Origin of the sequence: Aquimarina sp. MMG015 (assembly GCF_018100855.1) — a bacterium.
Classification (GTDB): Bacteria; Bacteroidota; Bacteroidia; order Flavobacteriales; family Flavobacteriaceae; genus Aquimarina; species Aquimarina latercula.
In genome coordinates this window covers 128753-148090 of sequence record NZ_JAGJEB010000011.1, presented here as the reverse complement: position 1 = coordinate 148090, position 19338 = coordinate 128753, and the positions used below count along the sequence as shown (strand labels likewise).

The 19338-nt window shown below is 29.6% G+C and carries 24 protein-coding genes; all 24 read right to left on the bottom strand.

The genetic code is table 11. The features are described from left to right. Positions 1-348: 348 nt before the first annotated feature. On the bottom strand, positions 349-1626 hold the full coding sequence (locus J8L88_RS19225) for a DoxX family protein (protein WP_211061589.1): 1278 nt from the start codon (positions 1624-1626) through the stop codon (positions 349-351). A 176-nt stretch (positions 1627-1802) separates the two neighbouring features. Further along, positions 1803-2795, bottom strand: a complete 993-nt coding sequence (locus J8L88_RS19220) for a family 16 glycoside hydrolase (RefSeq protein ID WP_247666514.1) — start codon at positions 2793-2795, stop codon at positions 1803-1805. Positions 2796-2933: 138 nt separating this feature from the next. Further along, positions 2934-3803 carry an AraC family transcriptional regulator gene (locus J8L88_RS19215; RefSeq protein WP_027395826.1) on the bottom strand — a complete coding sequence of 290 codons (870 nt, stop codon included), beginning with the start codon at positions 3801-3803 and terminating at the stop codon, positions 2934-2936. A 117-nt stretch (positions 3804-3920) separates the two neighbouring features. Beyond that, positions 3921-4400, bottom strand: a complete 480-nt coding sequence (locus J8L88_RS19210; protein WP_118389277.1) for a hypothetical protein — start codon at positions 4398-4400, stop codon at positions 3921-3923. 187 nt (positions 4401-4587) lie between these two features. Next, the gene (locus J8L88_RS19205) at positions 4588-5145 is read right to left on the bottom strand and encodes a carboxymuconolactone decarboxylase family protein (protein WP_118389279.1); all 558 of its coding nucleotides are present in this window, start codon (positions 5143-5145) and stop codon (positions 4588-4590) included. Positions 5146-5220: 75 nt separating this feature from the next. Next, the gene (locus tag J8L88_RS19200) at positions 5221-5784 is read right to left on the bottom strand and encodes a TetR/AcrR family transcriptional regulator (RefSeq protein WP_027395823.1); all 564 of its coding nucleotides are present in this window, start codon (positions 5782-5784) and stop codon (positions 5221-5223) included. A gap of 108 nt (positions 5785-5892) precedes the next feature. Next, positions 5893-6792, bottom strand: coding sequence for a sterol desaturase family protein (locus tag J8L88_RS19195; RefSeq protein ID WP_118389282.1), 900 nt, complete (start codon positions 6790-6792; stop codon positions 5893-5895). A gap of 50 nt (positions 6793-6842) precedes the next feature. Next, positions 6843-7418 (bottom strand): sigma-70 family RNA polymerase sigma factor, encoded by a 576-nt coding sequence (locus tag J8L88_RS19190; protein ID WP_118389284.1) that lies wholly within the window; start codon positions 7416-7418, stop codon positions 6843-6845. Positions 7419-7552: 134 nt separating this feature from the next. Beyond that, positions 7553-8086 carry a molybdopterin adenylyltransferase gene (gene mog, locus J8L88_RS19185; protein ID WP_027395820.1) on the bottom strand — a complete coding sequence of 178 codons (534 nt, stop codon included), beginning with the start codon at positions 8084-8086 and terminating at the stop codon, positions 7553-7555. A gap of 151 nt (positions 8087-8237) precedes the next feature. After that, the gene (locus J8L88_RS19180; protein WP_211061587.1) at positions 8238-8966 is read right to left on the bottom strand and encodes an SDR family NAD(P)-dependent oxidoreductase; all 729 of its coding nucleotides are present in this window, start codon (positions 8964-8966) and stop codon (positions 8238-8240) included. Positions 8967-9060: 94 nt separating this feature from the next. Then, a complete protein-coding gene (locus J8L88_RS19175; RefSeq protein ID WP_245591244.1) occupies positions 9061-9651 on the bottom strand; it encodes a hypothetical protein in 591 nt (196 codons plus the stop codon). Between the two features lie 102 nt (positions 9652-9753). Then, entirely contained in the window at positions 9754-10890 is a 1137-nt protein-coding gene (locus J8L88_RS19170; RefSeq protein ID WP_211061586.1) for a helix-turn-helix domain-containing protein, read from the bottom strand. Positions 10891-10897: 7 nt separating this feature from the next. After that, positions 10898-11965 carry a polysaccharide lyase family 7 protein gene (locus tag J8L88_RS19165; protein WP_211061585.1) on the bottom strand — a complete coding sequence of 356 codons (1068 nt, stop codon included), beginning with the start codon at positions 11963-11965 and terminating at the stop codon, positions 10898-10900. Between the two features lie 164 nt (positions 11966-12129). Continuing rightward, positions 12130-12258 carry a hypothetical protein gene (locus J8L88_RS23705; RefSeq protein WP_256439435.1) on the bottom strand — a complete coding sequence of 43 codons (129 nt, stop codon included), beginning with the start codon at positions 12256-12258 and terminating at the stop codon, positions 12130-12132. Between the two features lie 20 nt (positions 12259-12278). Continuing rightward, on the bottom strand, positions 12279-12503 hold the full coding sequence (locus J8L88_RS19160) for a hypothetical protein (protein WP_211061584.1): 225 nt from the start codon (positions 12501-12503) through the stop codon (positions 12279-12281). Between the two features lie 15 nt (positions 12504-12518). Continuing rightward, positions 12519-12746, bottom strand: coding sequence for a hypothetical protein (locus tag J8L88_RS19155; RefSeq protein WP_118389299.1), 228 nt, complete (start codon positions 12744-12746; stop codon positions 12519-12521). A gap of 38 nt (positions 12747-12784) precedes the next feature. After that, complete coding sequence (locus J8L88_RS19150; protein ID WP_211061583.1) at positions 12785-13456, bottom strand: hypothetical protein; 672 nt, start codon at positions 13454-13456, stop codon at positions 12785-12787. A 138-nt stretch (positions 13457-13594) separates the two neighbouring features. Next, on the bottom strand, positions 13595-14569 hold the full coding sequence (locus J8L88_RS19145; RefSeq protein WP_211061582.1) for a polysaccharide deacetylase family protein: 975 nt from the start codon (positions 14567-14569) through the stop codon (positions 13595-13597). An 88-nt stretch (positions 14570-14657) separates the two neighbouring features. Further along, on the bottom strand, positions 14658-15317 hold the full coding sequence (locus J8L88_RS19140; RefSeq protein ID WP_211061581.1) for a CPBP family intramembrane glutamic endopeptidase: 660 nt from the start codon (positions 15315-15317) through the stop codon (positions 14658-14660). A 123-nt stretch (positions 15318-15440) separates the two neighbouring features. Next, complete coding sequence (locus J8L88_RS19135) at positions 15441-16250, bottom strand: LytTR family DNA-binding domain-containing protein (RefSeq protein ID WP_211061580.1); 810 nt, start codon at positions 16248-16250, stop codon at positions 15441-15443. A 223-nt stretch (positions 16251-16473) separates the two neighbouring features. Continuing rightward, positions 16474-17031, bottom strand: coding sequence for a hypothetical protein (locus tag J8L88_RS19130; protein ID WP_211061579.1), 558 nt, complete (start codon positions 17029-17031; stop codon positions 16474-16476). Positions 17032-17157: 126 nt separating this feature from the next. Then, positions 17158-17853: a cyclase family protein gene (locus tag J8L88_RS19125; RefSeq protein ID WP_027395809.1), complete on the bottom strand. Its 696-nt coding sequence runs from the start codon at positions 17851-17853 to the stop codon at positions 17158-17160. A 35-nt stretch (positions 17854-17888) separates the two neighbouring features. Continuing rightward, positions 17889-18587, bottom strand: a complete 699-nt coding sequence (locus J8L88_RS19120) for a hypothetical protein (RefSeq protein WP_211061578.1) — start codon at positions 18585-18587, stop codon at positions 17889-17891. A 208-nt stretch (positions 18588-18795) separates the two neighbouring features. Further along, complete coding sequence (locus tag J8L88_RS19115; RefSeq protein ID WP_211061577.1) at positions 18796-19296, bottom strand: GNAT family N-acetyltransferase; 501 nt, start codon at positions 19294-19296, stop codon at positions 18796-18798. Positions 19297-19338: the final 42 nt, after the last annotated feature.

Here is a 19338-nt window from a genome sequence, read left to right as displayed (position 1 = left end):
CTATCTAATGTTCTCATAATTTCTATTGTTTTAAATTGTTATATACTTACTAGACGCAGATGTTTCATTTTTGTTACAGTACTATGTATAAAAAGGTACTATTTTAACATATTTTAACGAAAACACTGGGGTTTGGAGGTGTTTTTTAGAAAAATAAAAGAAATTCAACTATTATTTTTTTAACTAGGGTAGAAGAATTTGGTAATAATATTTGCTAAATTAACAATGGTTGCTCTAAATTTATTTACTTATATATATGTATCGTTTTATAATATATAGTACAGTCTTCCTTCCGAGTTATATCTCTCGAGGAATTGGTACTTATGTATTTTTTAATATTGAAGAGTTTTATTTTGTAAGATCAGTTATCCATCGCATTCCACTTTTTGTCAATCGATAGTTCTTAAACGTTTTAGCTTTAGTTCTAACCCAAATAGAATCACCTTTATAAGAGCCTTTAAAAATGAATACGTTATCATCTAGTCGATCATAAGTAAATGAATTTGCTTTCTTTTCTGAATCATTATATTCATGAAAGTCAATGGTCCTTTTTATTGTATCCGCTTCAAAGAGAAAATACAGTTGTTTTTTATCTTCTTGAATTATTTTTAAAGTTTCTGGTCTATATGAACTTCCATTAATGGAGATGTTCTTCCATCGAATATTAGTAGACTTAGGTATCGTATCACCATTTACCATCTGAATTTCCACTTGGTGAAACCCTGTCATACTAGGATACCTATTTGCCGTTTGACTCTTAATTCTATTAGAGAAGTTTATTGAACTAGAAATAGTGAAATATAGTAATATACAAGCTTTAAGGATATATCCGATCTTTTTTGTCTTTGGATTAGTAAACAGTGGTAGTTCGATAATCGGTACTGTAGGCTTGTTAAGTATAAAAAAGTTAATCATCCTTTTCAGGTCATTACTAATTAGTAAAACAGTCATAACTAAAAGATGAATAGCGAACATTTTTACTCTTACATCATAACCAATGTCGATAATTACAACATTGATCATGGCTATAAATAAAATAAAAGCGCCAATAAAAGTGGATCTTCTAAATAATAGGAGAACACCACCTATTACTTCTACCCAACCAGTAGTCATTGTGTAGAATTTAGAATAACTCATAAATGTCCATAGATAACTCATACCATTATGATTACCAATAGTGTTTTCTAATCGATCCAGATCCATTTCACCAAACTGAAGCATAAAAACCTTTGCTAATCCATAGATTATAAGAGTTAATCCAATATGATATCTAAGAATAGTCCTTGTAAGAGTTTTTAATTTTTGATTATAATTAAGTTTAAATTTAGTGTCAATGAGTATCCAAGCTATAGTGCCAATTATAGAAAGTACTGTAATTAATAGAAACCTACTATAATCGTATTTAGAATCAAAACCGTTTAGAAGGTTTTGTTTATCAAACTCCCAACTAAGAAAAGTTTCCCCAAACCATACAGTGATCCCCTCCCAAAAAGAAATATCGGAGGTATCTAGTTCTCGTATATATTCGAATCCATATGGATATATATAGAATAAAAGGTATAGAAATATAAATCGTAGAAAAATTTTGCTAGATAAACTCCAATGAGGTGTTTCTATATGGGTCATTGTTTGATTGTTTGATTGATGAAAATCATAAAAATACAATCTTACTCCATAATTATCCTATATGCAACGGATCTTTTTCACATTAAATAGTGCGATCTATATTTATTCATTACATATTTATAGGATTTTAGAACGTTTGCCTTATTTAGTTTGTTATTTACTTATCGTAAGAAATCTTATTGCATTTTTGCCATAAGCCCCCATCCATTTGCTTTATCTATAACGACACAATGAATTGTGTTATTACCTTTTTTAAGTGGCATGTATAATGTATTGGTATTAATATCTAAGTGTCCCATATATTGAATTCCTTTTGTTCTAAATCCATTTTTACCTTCAAAAATGATTTTACCGTTTAAATAAACTAGTATTGTATCACTATAATCAAATGAGAAAAGCTTTGTTTCCTCTTTTTCTGAATAAACATTTGTAAATGCAATGGTATAATCTTCGGTATTTTGTTCAAAGTTTCCAGAAGAAGCTTTTTTAATGTATTTGGAAATAGGTAATAACCCTGATTTTTCTGTAGTAACAGTAATGTATTCTTCCTGTAAAAAATTTTTGAAATTAAGATTTTTTCGATCGAATAGTTTTGCCTCAGTAATTTTCCATTTTTTTATAATGTTGAGGTCGGTTGGTGTTTCTTTAGTCTTTTCAGGTACTTCACTAGATTCTTTTGGGGTTATCCTAAAATTAGAAAATCTGTTAGTGAATAGGGCAAATAAACCAATTTCACCTGATATATTATCCGTTCTTAAATTAGAAATGCTCATCACTTCTTCATTGTTCACAAAAACTTTAGCTTGGTCATTATTTACTTCTATACGAAGTGTATTCCATCCTTTATTCTTAAATAATACGTTGGCTTGGTGTTCTCTATATAACTGCCAGTTAGATTCATTATTAAAAATAGGAGTGTATTGTATCGCATCTGCTTGGTTTGTTTTGTGAAGTCTCATATAAACTTCTTCCATGGTATTATCTTTTTTTCTAAAGGTAATTCCTGCAAAACTTCTAATAGTGTTGGCATATACATCAACCTCAATAGTACCGTTGGTAAATTTCTGATTTTTTACAGTAATTCTTCCTTTTTTTAATACTAGGGTTTCTCTATTGTCGAATTTTTCGAAAGTTGCCTCTTTTGTTGTATTCCAGTTGGAAGCGATCATTTCAATTTTTGTTTTAGAGCTCTGTGAGAAGGAGACTAAAAAACATAAGGATAAGATGAATGATGAAGAAAATTTTACCATGATTTTTTATTTGCAAATATCTGATTGAATTTGTTTAAATCCCGTATCAATTTACAATCAAAATCTATCGTTTTGGTAATTTTTCCTATATGTTGTTGGACTTGTTCCTGTTAATTTTTGAAAAAAACGAGTCAAATTATTAGGTTCACTGAAGTGTAAAGCATCAGAAATTTCTGCAATGGTTTTATTAGAATAACGCAATTCTGTTTTTATTTCTAGAAGTAATCTATTGTTAATTATTTCTCTTGTAGTATGTTTAGTATATTCTTTTGCTAATGTATTAAGCTGATGTCGTGTAACATTAAGTAGATTGCAATAATCTGCTACCGTATGTAGATTTCTAATATTCTGTTCTAGTAAGGCCTTAAATCTATAAATTACGGTGTTAGATTGTGTGTCTGGAGAGATATGGTAGAAATTAGAATATAACCGGTTTAGCTTGGATAATGAGAAATATAGTAGAGAACGTAATATGTGAGCACTATCGTTTTGATAATCATTTATCTCAGTGATAATTTCGTTAAAAGCGATTTTTATAATATTAAAATCAGCATCTTTTAAACATAAATATTGAGGATATTGAGTGTTGTAAAAATACTGTAATCGGTAAGTAAACAGAGCATCATTAAAAAAATCAGATAAAAAATCACTTTGAAATACAAGATGAAATCCTTTTAGTTGATTTAGAGAAATCTTACAACTTTTAGTCTGAAAAGGGGAGATGAAGAAAAAGCTATTATCTGCAATTTCTATAAAATGTCCATTTAATTCAATAGCTCCACTTGCTTTTTCAAAAATCATGATTTCAAAAAAGTCAGTTGTTTGAGGCTTGGGTTCAAAAAATACATTTGGATTATTTTCGAACCTATGCAAATCCATCAGTAATTCGAATCCATACTTCCTTTTTTCAAAAATAAATTTTCGCAAACTATTGTTTTTTTTATCTAAACTGAGAACTCAAGTATCTTAGAACACTATAAAAATAGAATAAATATTAGTGTAAAATCTAAATTCTTTATGGTTTAGGATGCAATAATTATTTTATCAGCTTGTTGATATTATGATGATGAATGTAGAAATGATAACTAATGTTAGTATATAATAATTATGAACAAAAAGTCCGCATAACATTAAAGATTCACTATCAACTGAAGATTCAATTAGACCACTTGTAGTTGAGCTGTTATAATGAATTAATCTTTTTTGATTTTGAGAGATACTCCATTTAGAGTGCCAGAAATTATCATAGTTCCACCTGTAGTTGTTCCCGTTAAGTGAAATAGTAGTTCCGCTTCCCCAGTTACTAAATTTAATACTCCCGATAGGTTGATTTAAATTCAGGTCTATGATGTGCGTTTCTGAATTAAAAAATCCCTTCTTTTCAAATTTGAGTTTAGTGTCATTTAATTTTCCAATTGAAAAATTCCTAAAAGAATGCTGATCGAATTCTCCTACGTTTTGATTGTGAGATTGCAGTCTATACTTAGACGAAAAAAGATCTTTTTTCCAGTTAATTCTTATCATTTAGTTTTTTTGGACACCTAGATATTCATATACAGATGTTTTATTTATTGGTATGTAGAAAGTAGTATTTGTTACATTTTAATTTTTTAATTCTTGATTGGATACTTAAATAACATTGATAATTAATATTATAATAGGATACGTCCAAACCTTAAGTAATAAGGATTGGACGTATCTGTTTTTGGCATTACACTTTTTGTGCTTCCCAAGCAAATTTTTGAAACGCTTCATCAACCGGTGTGTTGGCGATATGATTGGTATAATTACTAATTACCTTCTGTGATAGTCCTAAAATAACTTCTAACACTTGTCTTTCTCCATAACCAGCAGCATAAAATGTATTTAAATCTTCTTGTGTTACATGTCCACGGTTACGAACTACTTTTAGAGTAAAATCGTGTAATACTTGTAGTTTTTCGTTAGGCATTGTTGTTCTATTTCTAAGAGCTTCAGTTAATGCAGAGTCTACTTTCATCATGTGAGCAATACCTGTATGAGCAGGAACGCAATAATGACATTCGTGTTCTACATTAATTGTTTGCCAAACTACCGTAAGTTCTTCAGCATTAAATGATGAATTTTGAAAAGCACTGTGTAATGTTTTATAAGCTTCCAATACTTCTGGAGCAGAAGCTAAAACACCATGTAATCCTGGTAACATGCCAAAAGATTTTACAGATTGTTCTAAAGAGGCTTTACTCTCTTCTGGTGCTGATTCGATTGTGTTTACTTTTAATGTTGTCATGATTTTAAATTTTATTGTTATATATAATTATCATTTATAACTAAACAATCGTTTAGTTATTATTAAAAAAAAATGCTATAGACTACTAAATGTCATTTCAATATAGTCTTCAATTTCTTTTTTACTATTTACTTTAGATGCAGCGGCTAGACCGTGCTTAGCTAATAATAAAAAGTTGGCTTGTTTTAAAATATCATTTTGCTTTTTGGTCGTATCGGTACTTAACTTAGTAATAAACAATTTTTTAAGATCTTCCATAAACTTAGTCATCTCATCATTGATTAATTCATCTTCTTTTCCAGAGAATTCATTATAGGTATTCGTTACCATACATCCCTTTTCATTACCTTGTTGATTACAGATTTTTACGGAATCATAAAAGAATTCTTTAATATCATCTACACCATTAGAAGATTGTCTGAATTTTTCAAAAATGTTGTTAACCTTTCTTTTGTAACTTTTTAGGCTTTCCAGAAATAGCCCGTGTTTACTACCAAAACTCGAATAGATAGAAAATTTATTAATACCCATTTCCTTTTCTAGCATTTGCATGGACGTACTCTCATATCCATTACGCCAGAATAAGTTCATAGCTTTATCAATAACTTCTGATTCTATATATTGTTTTTTTCTTGCCATTGTTTTATTAAAACAGAACAAAACTAAACAATCGGTTAGTAATAAAAAATCTTTTAACTTTTATTTTTGAAATTCGATGTGTTTGGTCATTTCATAATAAGAAAGTATTTATATGCAACATTTTTTTGTGACCTTTATAGGGTATAAAAGTTGTTTCACATAATTAGTATCTGACGGGTAGTCTGTATGCTCCTCTTCAAAAACTCCAACTTTATTAACAGCTCCTTTTCTATTAAAATAAGTGCCAAATAATAAATCCCAAAATGGTAAGGTGTTACCGAAGTTTTTTGCCTCTTCTGTGTTGGCACTATGATGAAAATGATGGATTTGTGGTGTAACTATTAAATAATCCCAAAAACTTTTTGCTGTTTTAATATTTGCGTGAGATATGTACGCAACTACCGCGTGTATAATGCCAACTAAAAAGATAATTTCGCTATTAAAGCCTAACAATAAAATTGGTGTCATTTTAAGAAATGTGTTTAAAAACATATTAATTGGATGTATCCAATTAGTCTTGAACCAGTTTAAGCTTTTAGGTAGATGGTGTATGGAATGAACTTTCCATAACAAAATACTTATGTATGAATTAGGATTCCCTTTATGACTAATCCTGTGATATAAATAAGGAAGAAAATCTCCTATTAAATTAGCAATAATAAGTACAACAATAAAGGGTAAAGAATCCCAAAAATCAAAGGCTATAAATTTTTTTTCTTGTAAGTAAATAGTTAATGATAGAGCAAACATTTTTCCTAAAGCATCAAAAATTGCTATTGAAAAAACTAAGTGTTTAATATCTGTCAGGATAAGCCGTTTTTTGGGTTTCCAATCTTTTTTTAAAGGTATAATACGTTCTAAAATTAAAATATAAAAGAGAGTAAAAAGGAATACTGAATACGATGTCAATTCAAAGTTCCAATTATTCTCCAATGTTAGAAAACCTATTATACTTATTATAACTAATAATAGCGGGATTGCTGTTAAGGATATTATTTTATGTTTCATTTAAGTACTTTTCTCTTGTAGTCGTAAAGAGAAAGTAAAAAGATGCAAGATTATAGAATTAAATTTATTCTGTCTATTTCTGCTCTTAATTCAGATGGAAGTTCACATCCTTTTTTTAATTGAAAATCGAAAATTTCACCTCGATCGTTATAGTTAATATCAACACATTCATTGATTATTTCCTTTAGTTTTTTACGTGCTCTTTGTATTCTTGACTTTGTTGCTGTCAAACTTAAATTAAGTATTTGAGCAATTTCTTTTTGTGATTTTTGTTTAATATCACTTAAATAAAGAGGTTTACTATACTTTTCTGGCAAATAAGTTTGAATCACAAACTCAGATAAATCACAGACACAAGTATTTGAGTTGATTTCGATTTCAGAATCATTTATAGATAATTCAAAATGCTTTTTGTTTTTTCTATAATAATCTGCAATTGTATTTCTACACACTTGAAAGAGCCAAGTTTTATAGTTTTTGATTGCGGTCTTTCGATTTATATTGTCAAGCAGTTTTATGCTAACTTCTTGTAAAATATCTTCCGCAATGCATTGATCACTAACTTTTGTTTTGATAAAGTTTAACAAATGACTTTCGTGCTTGTTCCAAATTTCATTAAAGATCATTCATTCTTTTTTATCAATTTATAATATTTAAGGTAAGCATAATTTTATGAAATATTTGGTTTTAATTAAAAATGCGGTCAAAACATGAATGATTATTGTATTTATAGTTTATTCATAATGTTTTTAATTCAACTCTATTTTTTCTTTGGTCTAAATGGTTTAATAACATCCTCATTACATTCTAAAAATGGTCCATTCATGAGATCGATACAATATGGGACAGCAGGAAAAACAGCGTCCAAACATTCTTTGATTGATTTTGGTTTTCCAGGGAGATTAATAATTAAACTACTACTTCTGAGTCCGGCAGTCTGTCGGGAAAGAATCGCAGTTGGTACGAACTTTAAAGACTCTGCCCTCATAAGTTCCCCAAAACCAGGCATCATCCTATCACAAACTGCTTCGGTAGCTTCTGGGGTAACATCTCTTTTAGCGGGACCTGTACCACCAGTAGTAATTACTAAACAGCATTTCTCTTGATCTACTAATTCGATAAGAGCTTGTTCAATAACTTCTTGTTCATCGGGAACTATTTTATACACTTCTGTCCATTGAGAAGTAAGATAATCAGTCAATGTATTTATAATTGCTTTTCCACTGATATCTTCATAAATACCTGCGTTAGCTCGATCGCTCACTGTTACTATTCCTATTTTAGCTATTGACATGTCATTATGTTACTTAATATATACCTTTCTGCTAATATATTGGAAGCATTTAATTAAACAAACAGAAACCGAATACAAAATTTGCAAGGATTTGCAGAGTACTATTAACTCACTTTCCGGATGGATTGCAGTTCTATTTGTAGTGTGTTCTTTACATTTTTTCTAAGATCCAATTTGGAGCAAGCTTCATAACCCAGGCGATTAATCTCCACCTTTTGGTGACGTAAACTTTTCTTTTTTGTTTTAGGATTGCCGCATAGATTTGAGCGGAAGCTTTTTTTACAGAAGCTACCCAAAATAGTCCATCTCCTTTGGCCATTGGTGTGTCTACAAAACCAGGTTGTACATCGGTAATCTGTATATCTAATTTTTCATTTTTTGCAATACATCTTAGCGCTTCGAGATAATTTGCTTGAAAAGCTTTTGATGCACTATACGAAGGACAATACCTATTACCTCTTAAAGAGGCAATAGATGAAATTCCAACAAGGTGACCGTAGCCCTGTTTTTTGAACTTAGAAAACACGAATTCATACACTTTAGAAATCCCATTTACATTCGTTTGTATTATTTTGTTTTCAGTTTCCCAATCCAATTCTTGATTTAATTCTGAAATACCAGAAGAAACAATCACTAAATCAACTGCTTCCATTTGGTTAAAAAGAGCTTCCATTTTTTTATCTGAACTATTTATTTCTGTGATGTCATGTTCTTGGATTATGATTCGGTTGTTAGATTTTTCTTTTATTTGATTAAGTAGTTCAATCCTACGACCAGTTACACCCACCATCCAACTATTTTCTAACAGTATTTCTGCTAAACCTCTTCCAATACCAGAAGTTCCTCCAATAATAATAGCTTTTCCTTGTGTGTCTTTCAAATCTTAATTTGCGTTCTAAAATATACTATAATGTTACCTCACTAAATATAATATTTTGCTTTCTTTTTTCTTAAAAATACCAGCTTTTATATTACTAAAAGTGATACCCAATTCGAAAGTGTAGATTTATTGCAGCTTCACCTTTATCTTTTGTAAATCCAGAATTTTTAGAAAAGAAGTGAATATAACCAATCCCAATACCAGTTTCATAATTAAAATGCGTTCCTATATTTCTTCTAATACCCCAAGTAGGAATTATTGATAAGTTATTAACGATATTAACATTACTATCGCCCCCAAACTTAATTAGTAAATCATCCCAATGAAAACTTGTTTTCAGCGCAAAGAAATTACCACTATTATTGTCGATTCGTTTTGATTTACTTAATCGTCTATCAAAATTATAATACCATCGAGGTTCTAACGAAATAACTGTTGTTAACAGAAAACCTGCATCTGGATAGAAATCATCATTTTCGTAAGCATCAAGACCTAATTCCGTCCGCAATGTAAACTGATTTGATAGTTTAAATTCATTATAAATCCATAATCCTGCAAATCCGACTTGAATACCTAAAATTGATTTTTCTACACTTGGATTCTGTGGTTTTTCAATTAGATTTTGTGATTTTACAATTAGTGTAAATACACAAAAAAATAAGGTCAATGCGATTTTTTTCATCATTTTTAATGTTTATAAATTTGATCACAAATCAATGAATTAAAAGGGATTCGGATTGACCAATGGAAGCATTGGTATGTTATAATATGTTAAAAAAAGATAAAACTATCTTTCTAACATACTTCTTTTATAATCAGAAGGCGAAAGTCCAGTCTCTTTTTTGAAAATTCTATTGAAACTGGTTCTTGATTTAAAACCACATTCGCAAGCAATTCCAAAGAGGTTATAGTTTTGATATTGTTCTAGGAGTATCTTTTCTTTTACAGCTTGTACACGATATTTGTTTATTAAATCATAGAATGTAGTATTCATATGTTGATTTAACATAGTAGAAAGTATTTTATCCGTTGTAAAGGTTTTTTGCGCCAATTTTCCTAATGTTAAATCTTGATCTAAATACGTTTGATCTGTTTGTAGAAGAACTTCGAGTTTGTTCTTTAAGATTTCGAACGCTTCTTTTTTTGAAGGTGAAATTTTTTCATTTTTTGTCTTTTTAATATTATAGAGCGGTTTATCATCTAATAAAAAAGAAGGTAATAATACTTTAGATTGATTTGTACCGTAATAACTCAAGAACATCACTAGAACTATCATCGTCAAAACAGAAAAATAGTCCGCATTCAAATGAAAATCACTAAATACATATTCATATATCTTAATCACCATATCAACACTCATAATACCTAGTGCTGCAAGTAGCATAATCTTAATCCAATTAAAATCATAGTGGTTTAGGTTCGAATATTTATGTTTGGTTAGTTTTCTGTATGTTGATAATAACCGTAGCGAAAAAAATAAGTACAATAAAAAATATAAACTATCAATTTTGATAATTGAGCGAATAAAATTAGTATGTGTATAAGCTAGTTCGTCTATTTTGAAGTTGTTGAATAGTATTGTTGGTATTGTAATGCTACACGCAAATAGTAAAGCAGGAGTAAAATGAACTAAAGTATTCTTTACTAATTCTTTTTGCTTTAAAAATAATGATTTTACATATAGAAATAATAAAGGACCCAAAATTATAATGGTGATATCATTAGGCAAAAATAGAAGCTGTATTAGCCAATCAATAGTGTGTAGTAACGCATAAAAATAGATTGTAACACATAAAAGAAAAAGAAATAATACAATTAATATTTTTTGAGGTAGTTTTCTGTTTTTTATTTTTAATAGCTGGATCAGAACTATGGCAATGATAAAAATGCCTCCCACCAAAAAAAAATCTAAAATTAATTTCATGAATACGCTACTCTTTATTAGGTACCGTACCAGAACCTGCAGCAGCTTCTTTAAACCATACTTCGGCATAGCATCCGTTAGCATATTGTTTAGCGATATCACCATCATAAGTTTTTGATCCAGTATTCCAAACGATATTGTCTTCTGGATTCTTTCCGTTGGTTTGGTTGTAAGCACCTTGTTTAAAAAATTGCAACTCGCCTGCATATGCATCTGGGCGTTCTGTACCATCTCGACCTATAGCCGCATATAATGTTAGTATTTGTTTAGGTATGGTTTCCTTAGAGATAAATTCTGATTTTAATAAGTTTTTTGTAAACGTCTTTGTTGGATGACCTTTACTTGTAAAAGTGATGTACATAATACCTTTATATACGTTTACTTCATAGCTAAATTCTTCTCCTAGTTCGATTCCTTCCTTAGGTTCTTCAGGATATGTAGTTGGACTCGATCCAATAGTAGACATATCATTACCCCAAACAGCTGTTGAGTAATCCCATCTTTTTGAATTATCTCCTTCTGTATTGATTTCGTAGTTCCAAAAAACAGATCCTTTTGTATGTCCAGGGAATTTTTTGTAAAATATTTTTAGTGGTTCGTTTTCATGTCCATCATCACTATGAATTTGTCCAACGACTACAGAATATGATGCAGCCACTCTAGCATCGCCAGATGTGGAAACATGCATTACTTTTAAGGTACCATTTAATTTGCCTCCCGTTTCGGGTATCCAATGTTTTTTTTGCCCTAATTCTGTTCTTGTATTGCTCGAATTTTTTGACGTAATACCAGAGTTTGGTGTTTTATAAACTACCCAATCCGTTTCTCCATCATTAGAAACATAAAAGAAATCTTTTTGCTCGTAATTGGCTAATTCTTCGGTACGTGTGCCATCACCTGTTAGAATACTCCATTCGTTCATGAAAGGAATAACATCACTAGGGTATACAGTAGTTTTCGTGTTTTCTTTTTCAACGTTTTTAGTTGCATTAGTATGAAAGCAACTATTTAAGCATAGTGCAAGGATACTGATTAGTACAGGCGTTTGAAATAGTGATTTTTTTAATTTTTTCATTTCAAAGGATATTTAACACGGTTTTATTGTTTTCTACTGAGGATATTCGGTGTTGATTAACTAATTATTCAGAGCAAGTTTTACACTTTACCAAAAATACAACAACCATTCGGTTGATTAATTGACTCTTGGTATTATATGTATGTTGCAGTGTTAAGTATTTTTTAGTCAATTCTTTTAGCTACTATATCAAAAGATTCTAGAGGAAGTCCATACAAGACAGCTTTAGTTTCGTCAATTTCTTTAATAAATAATACCAATCCTCTACGATTATTATAAAAGAAAGAAATCAATAAAGTATTATCTATTTTTTCTAACAGTGTTTTTGTCCTGTATGTTCGATTGTATTAAGAGCTTGGGTTATTTCAGAAGGATCTAAAATTTTATTGAATTTAATGATCATCTTTTCGTTATTCCATTCAAAATTATATTTCAAAAGTTGAATCCTACTTCCTGATATTTTTGATATTGTTGGAGTCAATCTAACATAATCTTGTTCAAAGATATGGTCTTCGGTTTTAGATTCCGTTTCGTTCAATAAGGTTACCTTTTTTCATTTTCTATAAAATCGTATTCGGTCGGGATTTATAAATTGAAAGTTTAGGCCAGCTATATTTTTAGAAGAATTTTCTACTTCTTTTTCCTTTAAATTTACTTCATTTTCGACATTTTCTAAAACAGCATTTGTAATTCTATCATTGCCGAAAGTAATAATGTCGATACTACGAAAAGGTCTTATTTCGCTCACATTAATCCATTTTCCATCGGTTTCTGTATTCAATTGCCTCAAGTGTTTTATATGTTGCGTTAGCTACGGTTCTACTTTTTTTTAAATATCACTTTTGAATTATTTGGCTCGAATATTTTTGATGGTATTTTCTTTTCATCAATAGATATAGCTTCTTGGGTGGCTTTAAAAAAAGGATAAAACTCAGTTTCATTTCTAATACTTATTGAGTTAGATTCTTTTACAAATAGATTCCAAAATCCATTAGTATAATTTTCATATAACTTCGAATTAAGTTTATATTTTGGATTGAAATAATATTTACCACGAAAAGTTTTAAAAAACGATTTTGGATCAGATGGTTGATAGTTAATGGTGATAGATTCGCATAATTCATCCATTACAATTTTTTTGTCATCTGGATTGCGACTAAATTCAAGTAATTTGTCTTTTTCAAGCCCAAATTTTGCCTTAGTTATGGTATCTTTTTTTTCGTATTCAGTATATGAATATCCTTCGTCTAATCGAACTATTATTTTCATCCATCCAAGTTCTCCTTTTCCGTTATAAATCATTGTATATCTATCTTCTTGAACAAAAGCTGTAAAAGAATCTCCAAGTTCGGTAGATAAATAACTCCTTGGAATATTTGGGTTTATAGGTTCATATTCAATTTTATACTCTATTTGACCTTCAAAATATTCTTGTCCGAACATATTAGAAATCAATAATAGGAATAAAATTGTTTTTGTTAGCTTTTGCATTTTAATAGTTAATGTTATTACAGAAGTATGTTATGAGGTTATAAGTATGTGTCATCACAGAGCAAAATGTTACCTCGTTTTTTAGTTTTTCTGTTGGTTACAAGGAGTTAAAAATATTATTTAAGTAATCCTTCTACGTTAAAGACCAAGTGCATCCATTTTGTTTTTTTCGTATCGACTATCTTCTGCAGGATATCGCAATATCTGATCGTATTTTTCTGATTGTTTAGCCATTGAATAAATTAAACTCTCTCCTGCAAAATCGGATGTAGGAATCTTTGTAAATATTTCATCTTCAAAAGCTTTATCGGCATCAATAACTTCCCAACCTTGTTCTTTAAATTTCTTAATAAGATCTCCTAAGAATAATGCAGATGTTAGATTGTGATGAAGCAACAATGTGTGATTGATATGTCTTCCGTTCATTTCGTAAGAAAGCTTTTCATAAAAATTCGCTCGTTCTAAAATATGATCTAAGTAGAAGTCCTTAAACCTGTCGATATCTGCTTTTTCAAGTCTTACTTGTTTTATTCTTTTGATTAAGCGTTGATTTACATACCAATCCGAAGCGTCTATAGTTACATAACCATTCGAGTAATTGTGCTTGCTAAGTATGTTTCTAATGCTATCAACTTTTGTTTGGTTTTGTCCCTCTTTTAAGTAGGGAAATCGAAAAAGCTTGATATGATTGCTAAGTTTTGAGATAATTACATCTGTTTTTTTGAGTTCATTCTCAAAAAGATGTGAATCGTTTTTTTCGGAATTAAAATTGGGGTGAGAATAGGAGTGATTCGCTATTTTATGCCCATTATCATTCCAACTTTTAAGCAAAAATTGCCCTTTTTTACTGGATTTATTTTTTCCTGTAACGAAGAATATGGCTTTTAGATTTTTTTCTTCAAGATGTGTTAAAATCATTTTGTTCCATTCCTCAAATTTGAAATTTGCGATATCAGATGTATTTCCATCGTCGAATGTAAAACTTACTAGCGGTTTTGATTGTAGATTTTTTTTAGATTGATCCAATGCTTTTTCCGGCTTTTCTGCTATTGAGTTTTTGCATCCAAAATTGATGAAGAGTAGAAATAAGATTATTGATTTAATTTGCTTCATTTTTTGTGATTATAGTTCTCAATAGTCTAGGTAAAATTATAATAAATTATAGTTCCAAAAAAGATTTATGTATTGTTGTTGGGAATCGTTATACCAAATCAAAGTAAATACAACTTAAAGCGATGGTGTTAAAAAAACCGTGTACGGAAATCAGAAACCACAAATCGTATTTACGCAAGTAGAATATCCAGGCCAAGAGCGCTCCCACAATCCAAGTAACAAGTTGTCCGGTAATTCCTTGATAACTATGCATAAAGCCAAAAAAACCAGTAATTAGGATAATATTAAGCGCAATACTGATTTTGCTTTCTCCAAAGAATTTTACAAATTGTCGCATAAAATAACCACGAAAGATAATTTCTTCTCCAAACCCTGCGGTGGCCCACACTAATAATAAAGTAATTAAAAAGGCAGGAAGATTTCCTTTTAATTGATCAAAAGCAGAATAATCAATAGGAGTTCCTGTGAATTTTGTTATCCCAGGAACCAATATAAAGACATAAAAAATAAAGAGCCCTAATGCGACTAATGGAGCAAGTACTAAAATGTTTTTGAATGTAAATTTTTCACGTTGAAATCCAAGTTCTGAAAATGCTTTTTCTTTATATTCTATATAATTTGCTATAATGATTAATATAGAAATAATGATGTTTTCTATGGTTATACGAAACGGTCCAAACCAAAAAAAGCAGATGAATGTAATGGTAATTAATGGAATTAATATTTGACGTAAGGTGATTTTGTTCATTGTTTTTGATTTTAAATTCTAAACGAAATAATGAACAAAATCTCTGAAATCCCCTTTAAATACTCATGTTTTTACTGAGTGGTCGAAATTTACAACTGAATAGTCGGTAGTTTTTGACATCTTTTATTGAAACCAATCCATAAATATTTTTCGCTTGTAACGACTGATATTGATTTCTGCGATTGCATCATTTTTAATGAAACCTTTTAATCGAATACGCAACTTGCCATTTTCAATCTTTTCGATTAGGTCTACAGTATCTTTATGGATGATAATTTGTCGATTGGCTCTAAAAAATAATTGATCGTTTATTTTTTCTTCGAGCTCATTTAATGTAAAATCGGTGTTAATTGTTGTACCATCATTCTGAACAGTATACACAATTTTGTTTTCGCTATAAAAGCACGCAATATTTTCATAGGTAAGCTTCTTTATTTTCGCTCCGCTATCTATAGTGATTTCTGCATCTTTTATAGATAACTTATATAAATTGTATACGTCTTGGGCATATAATAAACCTATGAGAATAAAACATATTAATAAGGTAATTAGCAAACCAATTAAAGTGTAATAAAATTGTATTTCTCCATCTACAACTATTCCTACAATGATATTTACAGGAACATAAATTACTGTAATATATCCTAGAGTAGAAGCCATAAATCTTATGATTGTAACGCTTTCTATTTTTTTAGAAAAATGTTTTTTCTCGTAAAATTTAAAATTAAAATGTGCTATAACTACAACAAGAATGGATAAAATAATAGTAAACAAAAAACCAACTAAAGGGAATCTATAGGATTCACTATCTAGAAAATTATCGCTTGCAGCTAAGTGATTTACAACCAAAGAGAATAATATTAATACAATCGCCTTTCTAAACCAAGGCCATACTGTTTTTGCTATATTCTTTGTTGGTTGTGTGGTACTCATTAATTAGAAGCTCATTTTTGTCAGTTTCAAAAGTAAAGAATAATTTCTCTTTAGAATTTTCACTAAGTATAATGCTAATCATTTATTACATCCAATCTAATTTTATTGTAAAACTCTAAAAAAAGTAACTAACTGATTAAGTGAAATTTCCTTTAAAGAAAGATTTCTTGAGTGTTTTTGGAAACGCACGTATACGATAGGTTAGGGGTAGTTAATTTAGCTATCAATCTTCATGCGCTTTAGAAAATTCTTCTGTTTTTTTGTTCAAATAAATTTCTGCATACTTCAGATTTTCTGGATTGATATCTGATTTTACTTTAGCCGTAGGCTTAAAACACCCTTTCTCTTCATTAAAATCTATAAAAGCATTTACCTCATTACTACCCCAGAAAAAGTCGAAGACTATAGCAAAATTACCAATATCGTGTTCAATATAATCCGCAATACTTTTTATAAATCCAAGTCCTGGAATCATTTCATAATAGTTCTCTCCAAAAAAAACTACTCCAAAGTTCCAAATTCCATTTTCTGAATCATATTCAGAAAATCCTCCACTTCGTTTATTATTCTTCCAAGTATCTACGATACTTTGATTATCCGGTTGTTCATAACTAGAAAGGTTGTCTTGAGAAAGTTCATTCTTTCCGTACATTTCTCTTGAATCCCACCATGCAACCCAATTGGCATCTATCTTTAATTGCTTTGGTTTTGATTTTAGAAAATCATCAAGTTTATTCTTTTTAATTTTTACCTTAACAAATAGTGAATTTAATTCTGACATTCTTCTGTTATTTATTTTTCATATTAGTCCTGATTGTATATAGGGTTTAACATAAAATGATTTTAATGCCTGGTTAGAGCACTAAATTTAGTAAATAATTAGCTTTATTGGGTGTAGCCAAAGTTGTTATTTTTCGAATACTGCGATAGCTCTAACAGGTGAACCTGTTCCTCCTTTAATTTTCAGTGGAAGTCCAATAAATCGAAATCTTCCTCTACCGATTAGCAGATGTAGATTTATCATATTCTCGTAATGTGTAAAATTCAATTCTCCACAAATATGATGCACTTTTTTATTTGAGATTCCCGGAACTCCAGGTGACATCGTTTCAACTCCGAAAGCTGATATTTTTTTTTCTCCTAACCAACGAGCAGTTTCTGTAGAAATCCCAGGTCCATTACCCCAATCTTTTCCATTAAAGTTTTTTCGATAATGATCAGTATAAATCAATACAGTATCTCCTTTTTCTATTTTCAAATTAGCCTCTATACAAGCATTTTCAATTTCATTAGGTTCAATTAATTCTTTTAGTCCTTTATGAGAAAAGTCTAAACAAATTCCTTGAGTATAGAACATGGATAAAGGCATTTTGTCAATTGATTTTCCTTTATGTTCAATTGCCATATGGTTTATTGCATCAACGTGTGTTCCGGTATGTTCCCCTAATTCTAATTTATGAACAGCTGGTGTTTTAATTTTTGGGTTTTTTATTCCATTCCATTCTTCATGGGAATTATGAACTGTCATTTTAACTTGTGGAAGGTCTTTATAAACAGGCATTCCCTCGTAAATTTCTTGACTTAAATCAATGATTTCTATCATTCAGTAACTTGTTTTTAATATTATTATATATAATGTTAATCCCAGGAACATCCTCCAACGTTATATTCTTTAAATAACTCTTTAGAAATATTGTTGGATAAAAATATTGAAAGCGTTGATCCAGCATAATGTTCAGAAGTTCCAATTAACATATCAAGTAGCTTATCTCCATTCAAGTCTCCAATCCAATGGATAAATACTCCTCCTTCAAAACCACCAGAAGGAAAAGAAAAAAAATCCATTTTTCTAATTGTTTGACGAGTTTTATCGTTGTATGAATCTACAACAAGTTCATAATTTTTAATTTTCTTAAAATATGGAAACTCACCTTTTTCTGTTTCAATTATATTCCCTTTAGCGTAGAGAAAGTAATTTTTGCTATTCTGCTCATCTTCTATGCTATAGACAGAAAATGGAATTGATTCTCCTGGGTACAACATTCTATTTACCCATTTTCCTGTTGTAAAAATACTATCTTTTAAATTTAACCCCTTTATTAAAAACTTTGGGATAGTAGATTTAGTATTATCATATTTTTTGATTAGAAAATTATCCCTGTTATGATACTTTTTTTTCTCATAAACACCCCAATATGCTTCGTTTACATCTGCTTTTATTTCTTTCCATTGAGAATCTACTCCACAATCAGGTATAATAACAGTAATTTTACTAGTTTGAGAATAAGAGTAGTAGAATAAAAGTGAAAGTAGAAATGTATTAATAGTTATATTCATATTTATAATTATGGTTAACCGTCTAGTATAAGAAATGTAGGGCAGGTGATGAGCGGTACATTTCGGATTGGTACTAATCCAAATATAAATGTTTTGCTTTTATCTTTTTTGTTCTAAATGCCATATTTTATAGTGGCGATATCACAGAAAAGAACTGATCTTTCAAATTGTCTTTGCCCTGTGTTTTTTACATTGTAGACAAATCGTTTTACTTTGTTGCTAATATTTTTGCCATTTGATAATTTTCAATAATTTGACCAGTCTCGAAATGGTTAGGTACTATATCTAGTAATTTAAACTCCATTTTTTTATAAAATTCTATTGTTTTAAGGTTTTCTTTGTGTACGATTAATTCAATTCTTGAAATATTCATTTTTCTAGCGAAACTATCAGTAAATTCAATTGCCTTTTTACCAATCTTTTTACCTCTATAATCTTCTAGTAGGTATAACTTATCTAATAACAAAAAATCAGACGTTTTATTTAGGGCGAGATAACCAACATTCAAGCCTTTATATTTAAGTAAAAAATAATTACTTCCATTCTCAACCTGTTGCTCTATTGCTTTTGCTGTTTGATACTTATTTATGAAATATTTAGTATGTTCTTTTGGAATAACTGGGTCATAAAATTTATGTAAAATTTGCCTAACTAAACTTTCAATAATTTCAAAATCAGCATATAAAACTGCATTTGTAATCTCTATCATCTTTTTATTTTGATAGCCAAAAATCAGCAATTATTGTAAAGT

Coding starts and splice junctions, on each gene's coding strand:
- mog (WP_027395820.1), bottom strand. CDS start 8,086: ATGTCAATAGCTAAAATAGGAATAGTAACAGTGAGCGATCGAGCTAAC.
- J8L88_RS19115 (WP_211061577.1), bottom strand. CDS start 19,296: ATGATAGAGATTACAAATGCAGTTTTATATGCTGATTTTGAAATTATT.
- J8L88_RS19195 (WP_118389282.1), bottom strand. CDS start 6,792: ATGAAACATAAAATAATATCCTTAACAGCAATCCCGCTATTATTAGTT.
- J8L88_RS19135 (WP_211061580.1), bottom strand. CDS start 16,250: ATGAGTACCACACAACCAACAAAGAATATAGCAAAAACAGTATGGCCT.
- J8L88_RS19190 (WP_118389284.1), bottom strand. CDS start 7,418: ATGATCTTTAATGAAATTTGGAACAAGCACGAAAGTCATTTGTTAAAC.
- J8L88_RS19130 (WP_211061579.1), bottom strand. CDS start 17,031: ATGTCAGAATTAAATTCACTATTTGTTAAGGTAAAAATTAAAAAGAAT.
- J8L88_RS19145 (WP_211061582.1), bottom strand. CDS start 14,569: ATGAAGCAAATTAAATCAATAATCTTATTTCTACTCTTCATCAATTTT.
- J8L88_RS19175 (WP_245591244.1), bottom strand. CDS start 9,651: ATGATGAAAAAAATCGCATTGACCTTATTTTTTTGTGTATTTACACTA.
- J8L88_RS19165 (WP_211061585.1), bottom strand. CDS start 11,965: ATGAAAAAATTAAAAAAATCACTATTTCAAACGCCTGTACTAATCAGT.
- J8L88_RS19225 (WP_211061589.1), bottom strand. CDS start 1,626: ATGACCCATATAGAAACACCTCATTGGAGTTTATCTAGCAAAATTTTT.
- J8L88_RS19200 (WP_027395823.1), bottom strand. CDS start 5,784: ATGGCAAGAAAAAAACAATATATAGAATCAGAAGTTATTGATAAAGCT.
- J8L88_RS19210 (WP_118389277.1), bottom strand. CDS start 4,400: ATGATAAGAATTAACTGGAAAAAAGATCTTTTTTCGTCTAAGTATAGA.
- J8L88_RS19140 (WP_211061581.1), bottom strand. CDS start 15,317: ATGAACAAAATCACCTTACGTCAAATATTAATTCCATTAATTACCATT.
- J8L88_RS19150 (WP_211061583.1), bottom strand. CDS start 13,456: ATGCAAAAGCTAACAAAAACAATTTTATTCCTATTATTGATTTCTAAT.
- J8L88_RS19125 (WP_027395809.1), bottom strand. CDS start 17,853: ATGATAGAAATCATTGATTTAAGTCAAGAAATTTACGAGGGAATGCCT.
- J8L88_RS19205 (WP_118389279.1), bottom strand. CDS start 5,145: ATGACAACATTAAAAGTAAACACAATCGAATCAGCACCAGAAGAGAGT.
- J8L88_RS19120 (WP_211061578.1), bottom strand. CDS start 18,587: ATGAATATAACTATTAATACATTTCTACTTTCACTTTTATTCTACTAC.
- J8L88_RS19220 (WP_247666514.1), bottom strand. CDS start 2,795: ATGATCGCTTCCAACTGGAATACAACAAAAGAGGCAACTTTCGAAAAA.
- J8L88_RS19170 (WP_211061586.1), bottom strand. CDS start 10,890: ATGAAATTAATTTTAGATTTTTTTTTGGTGGGAGGCATTTTTATCATT.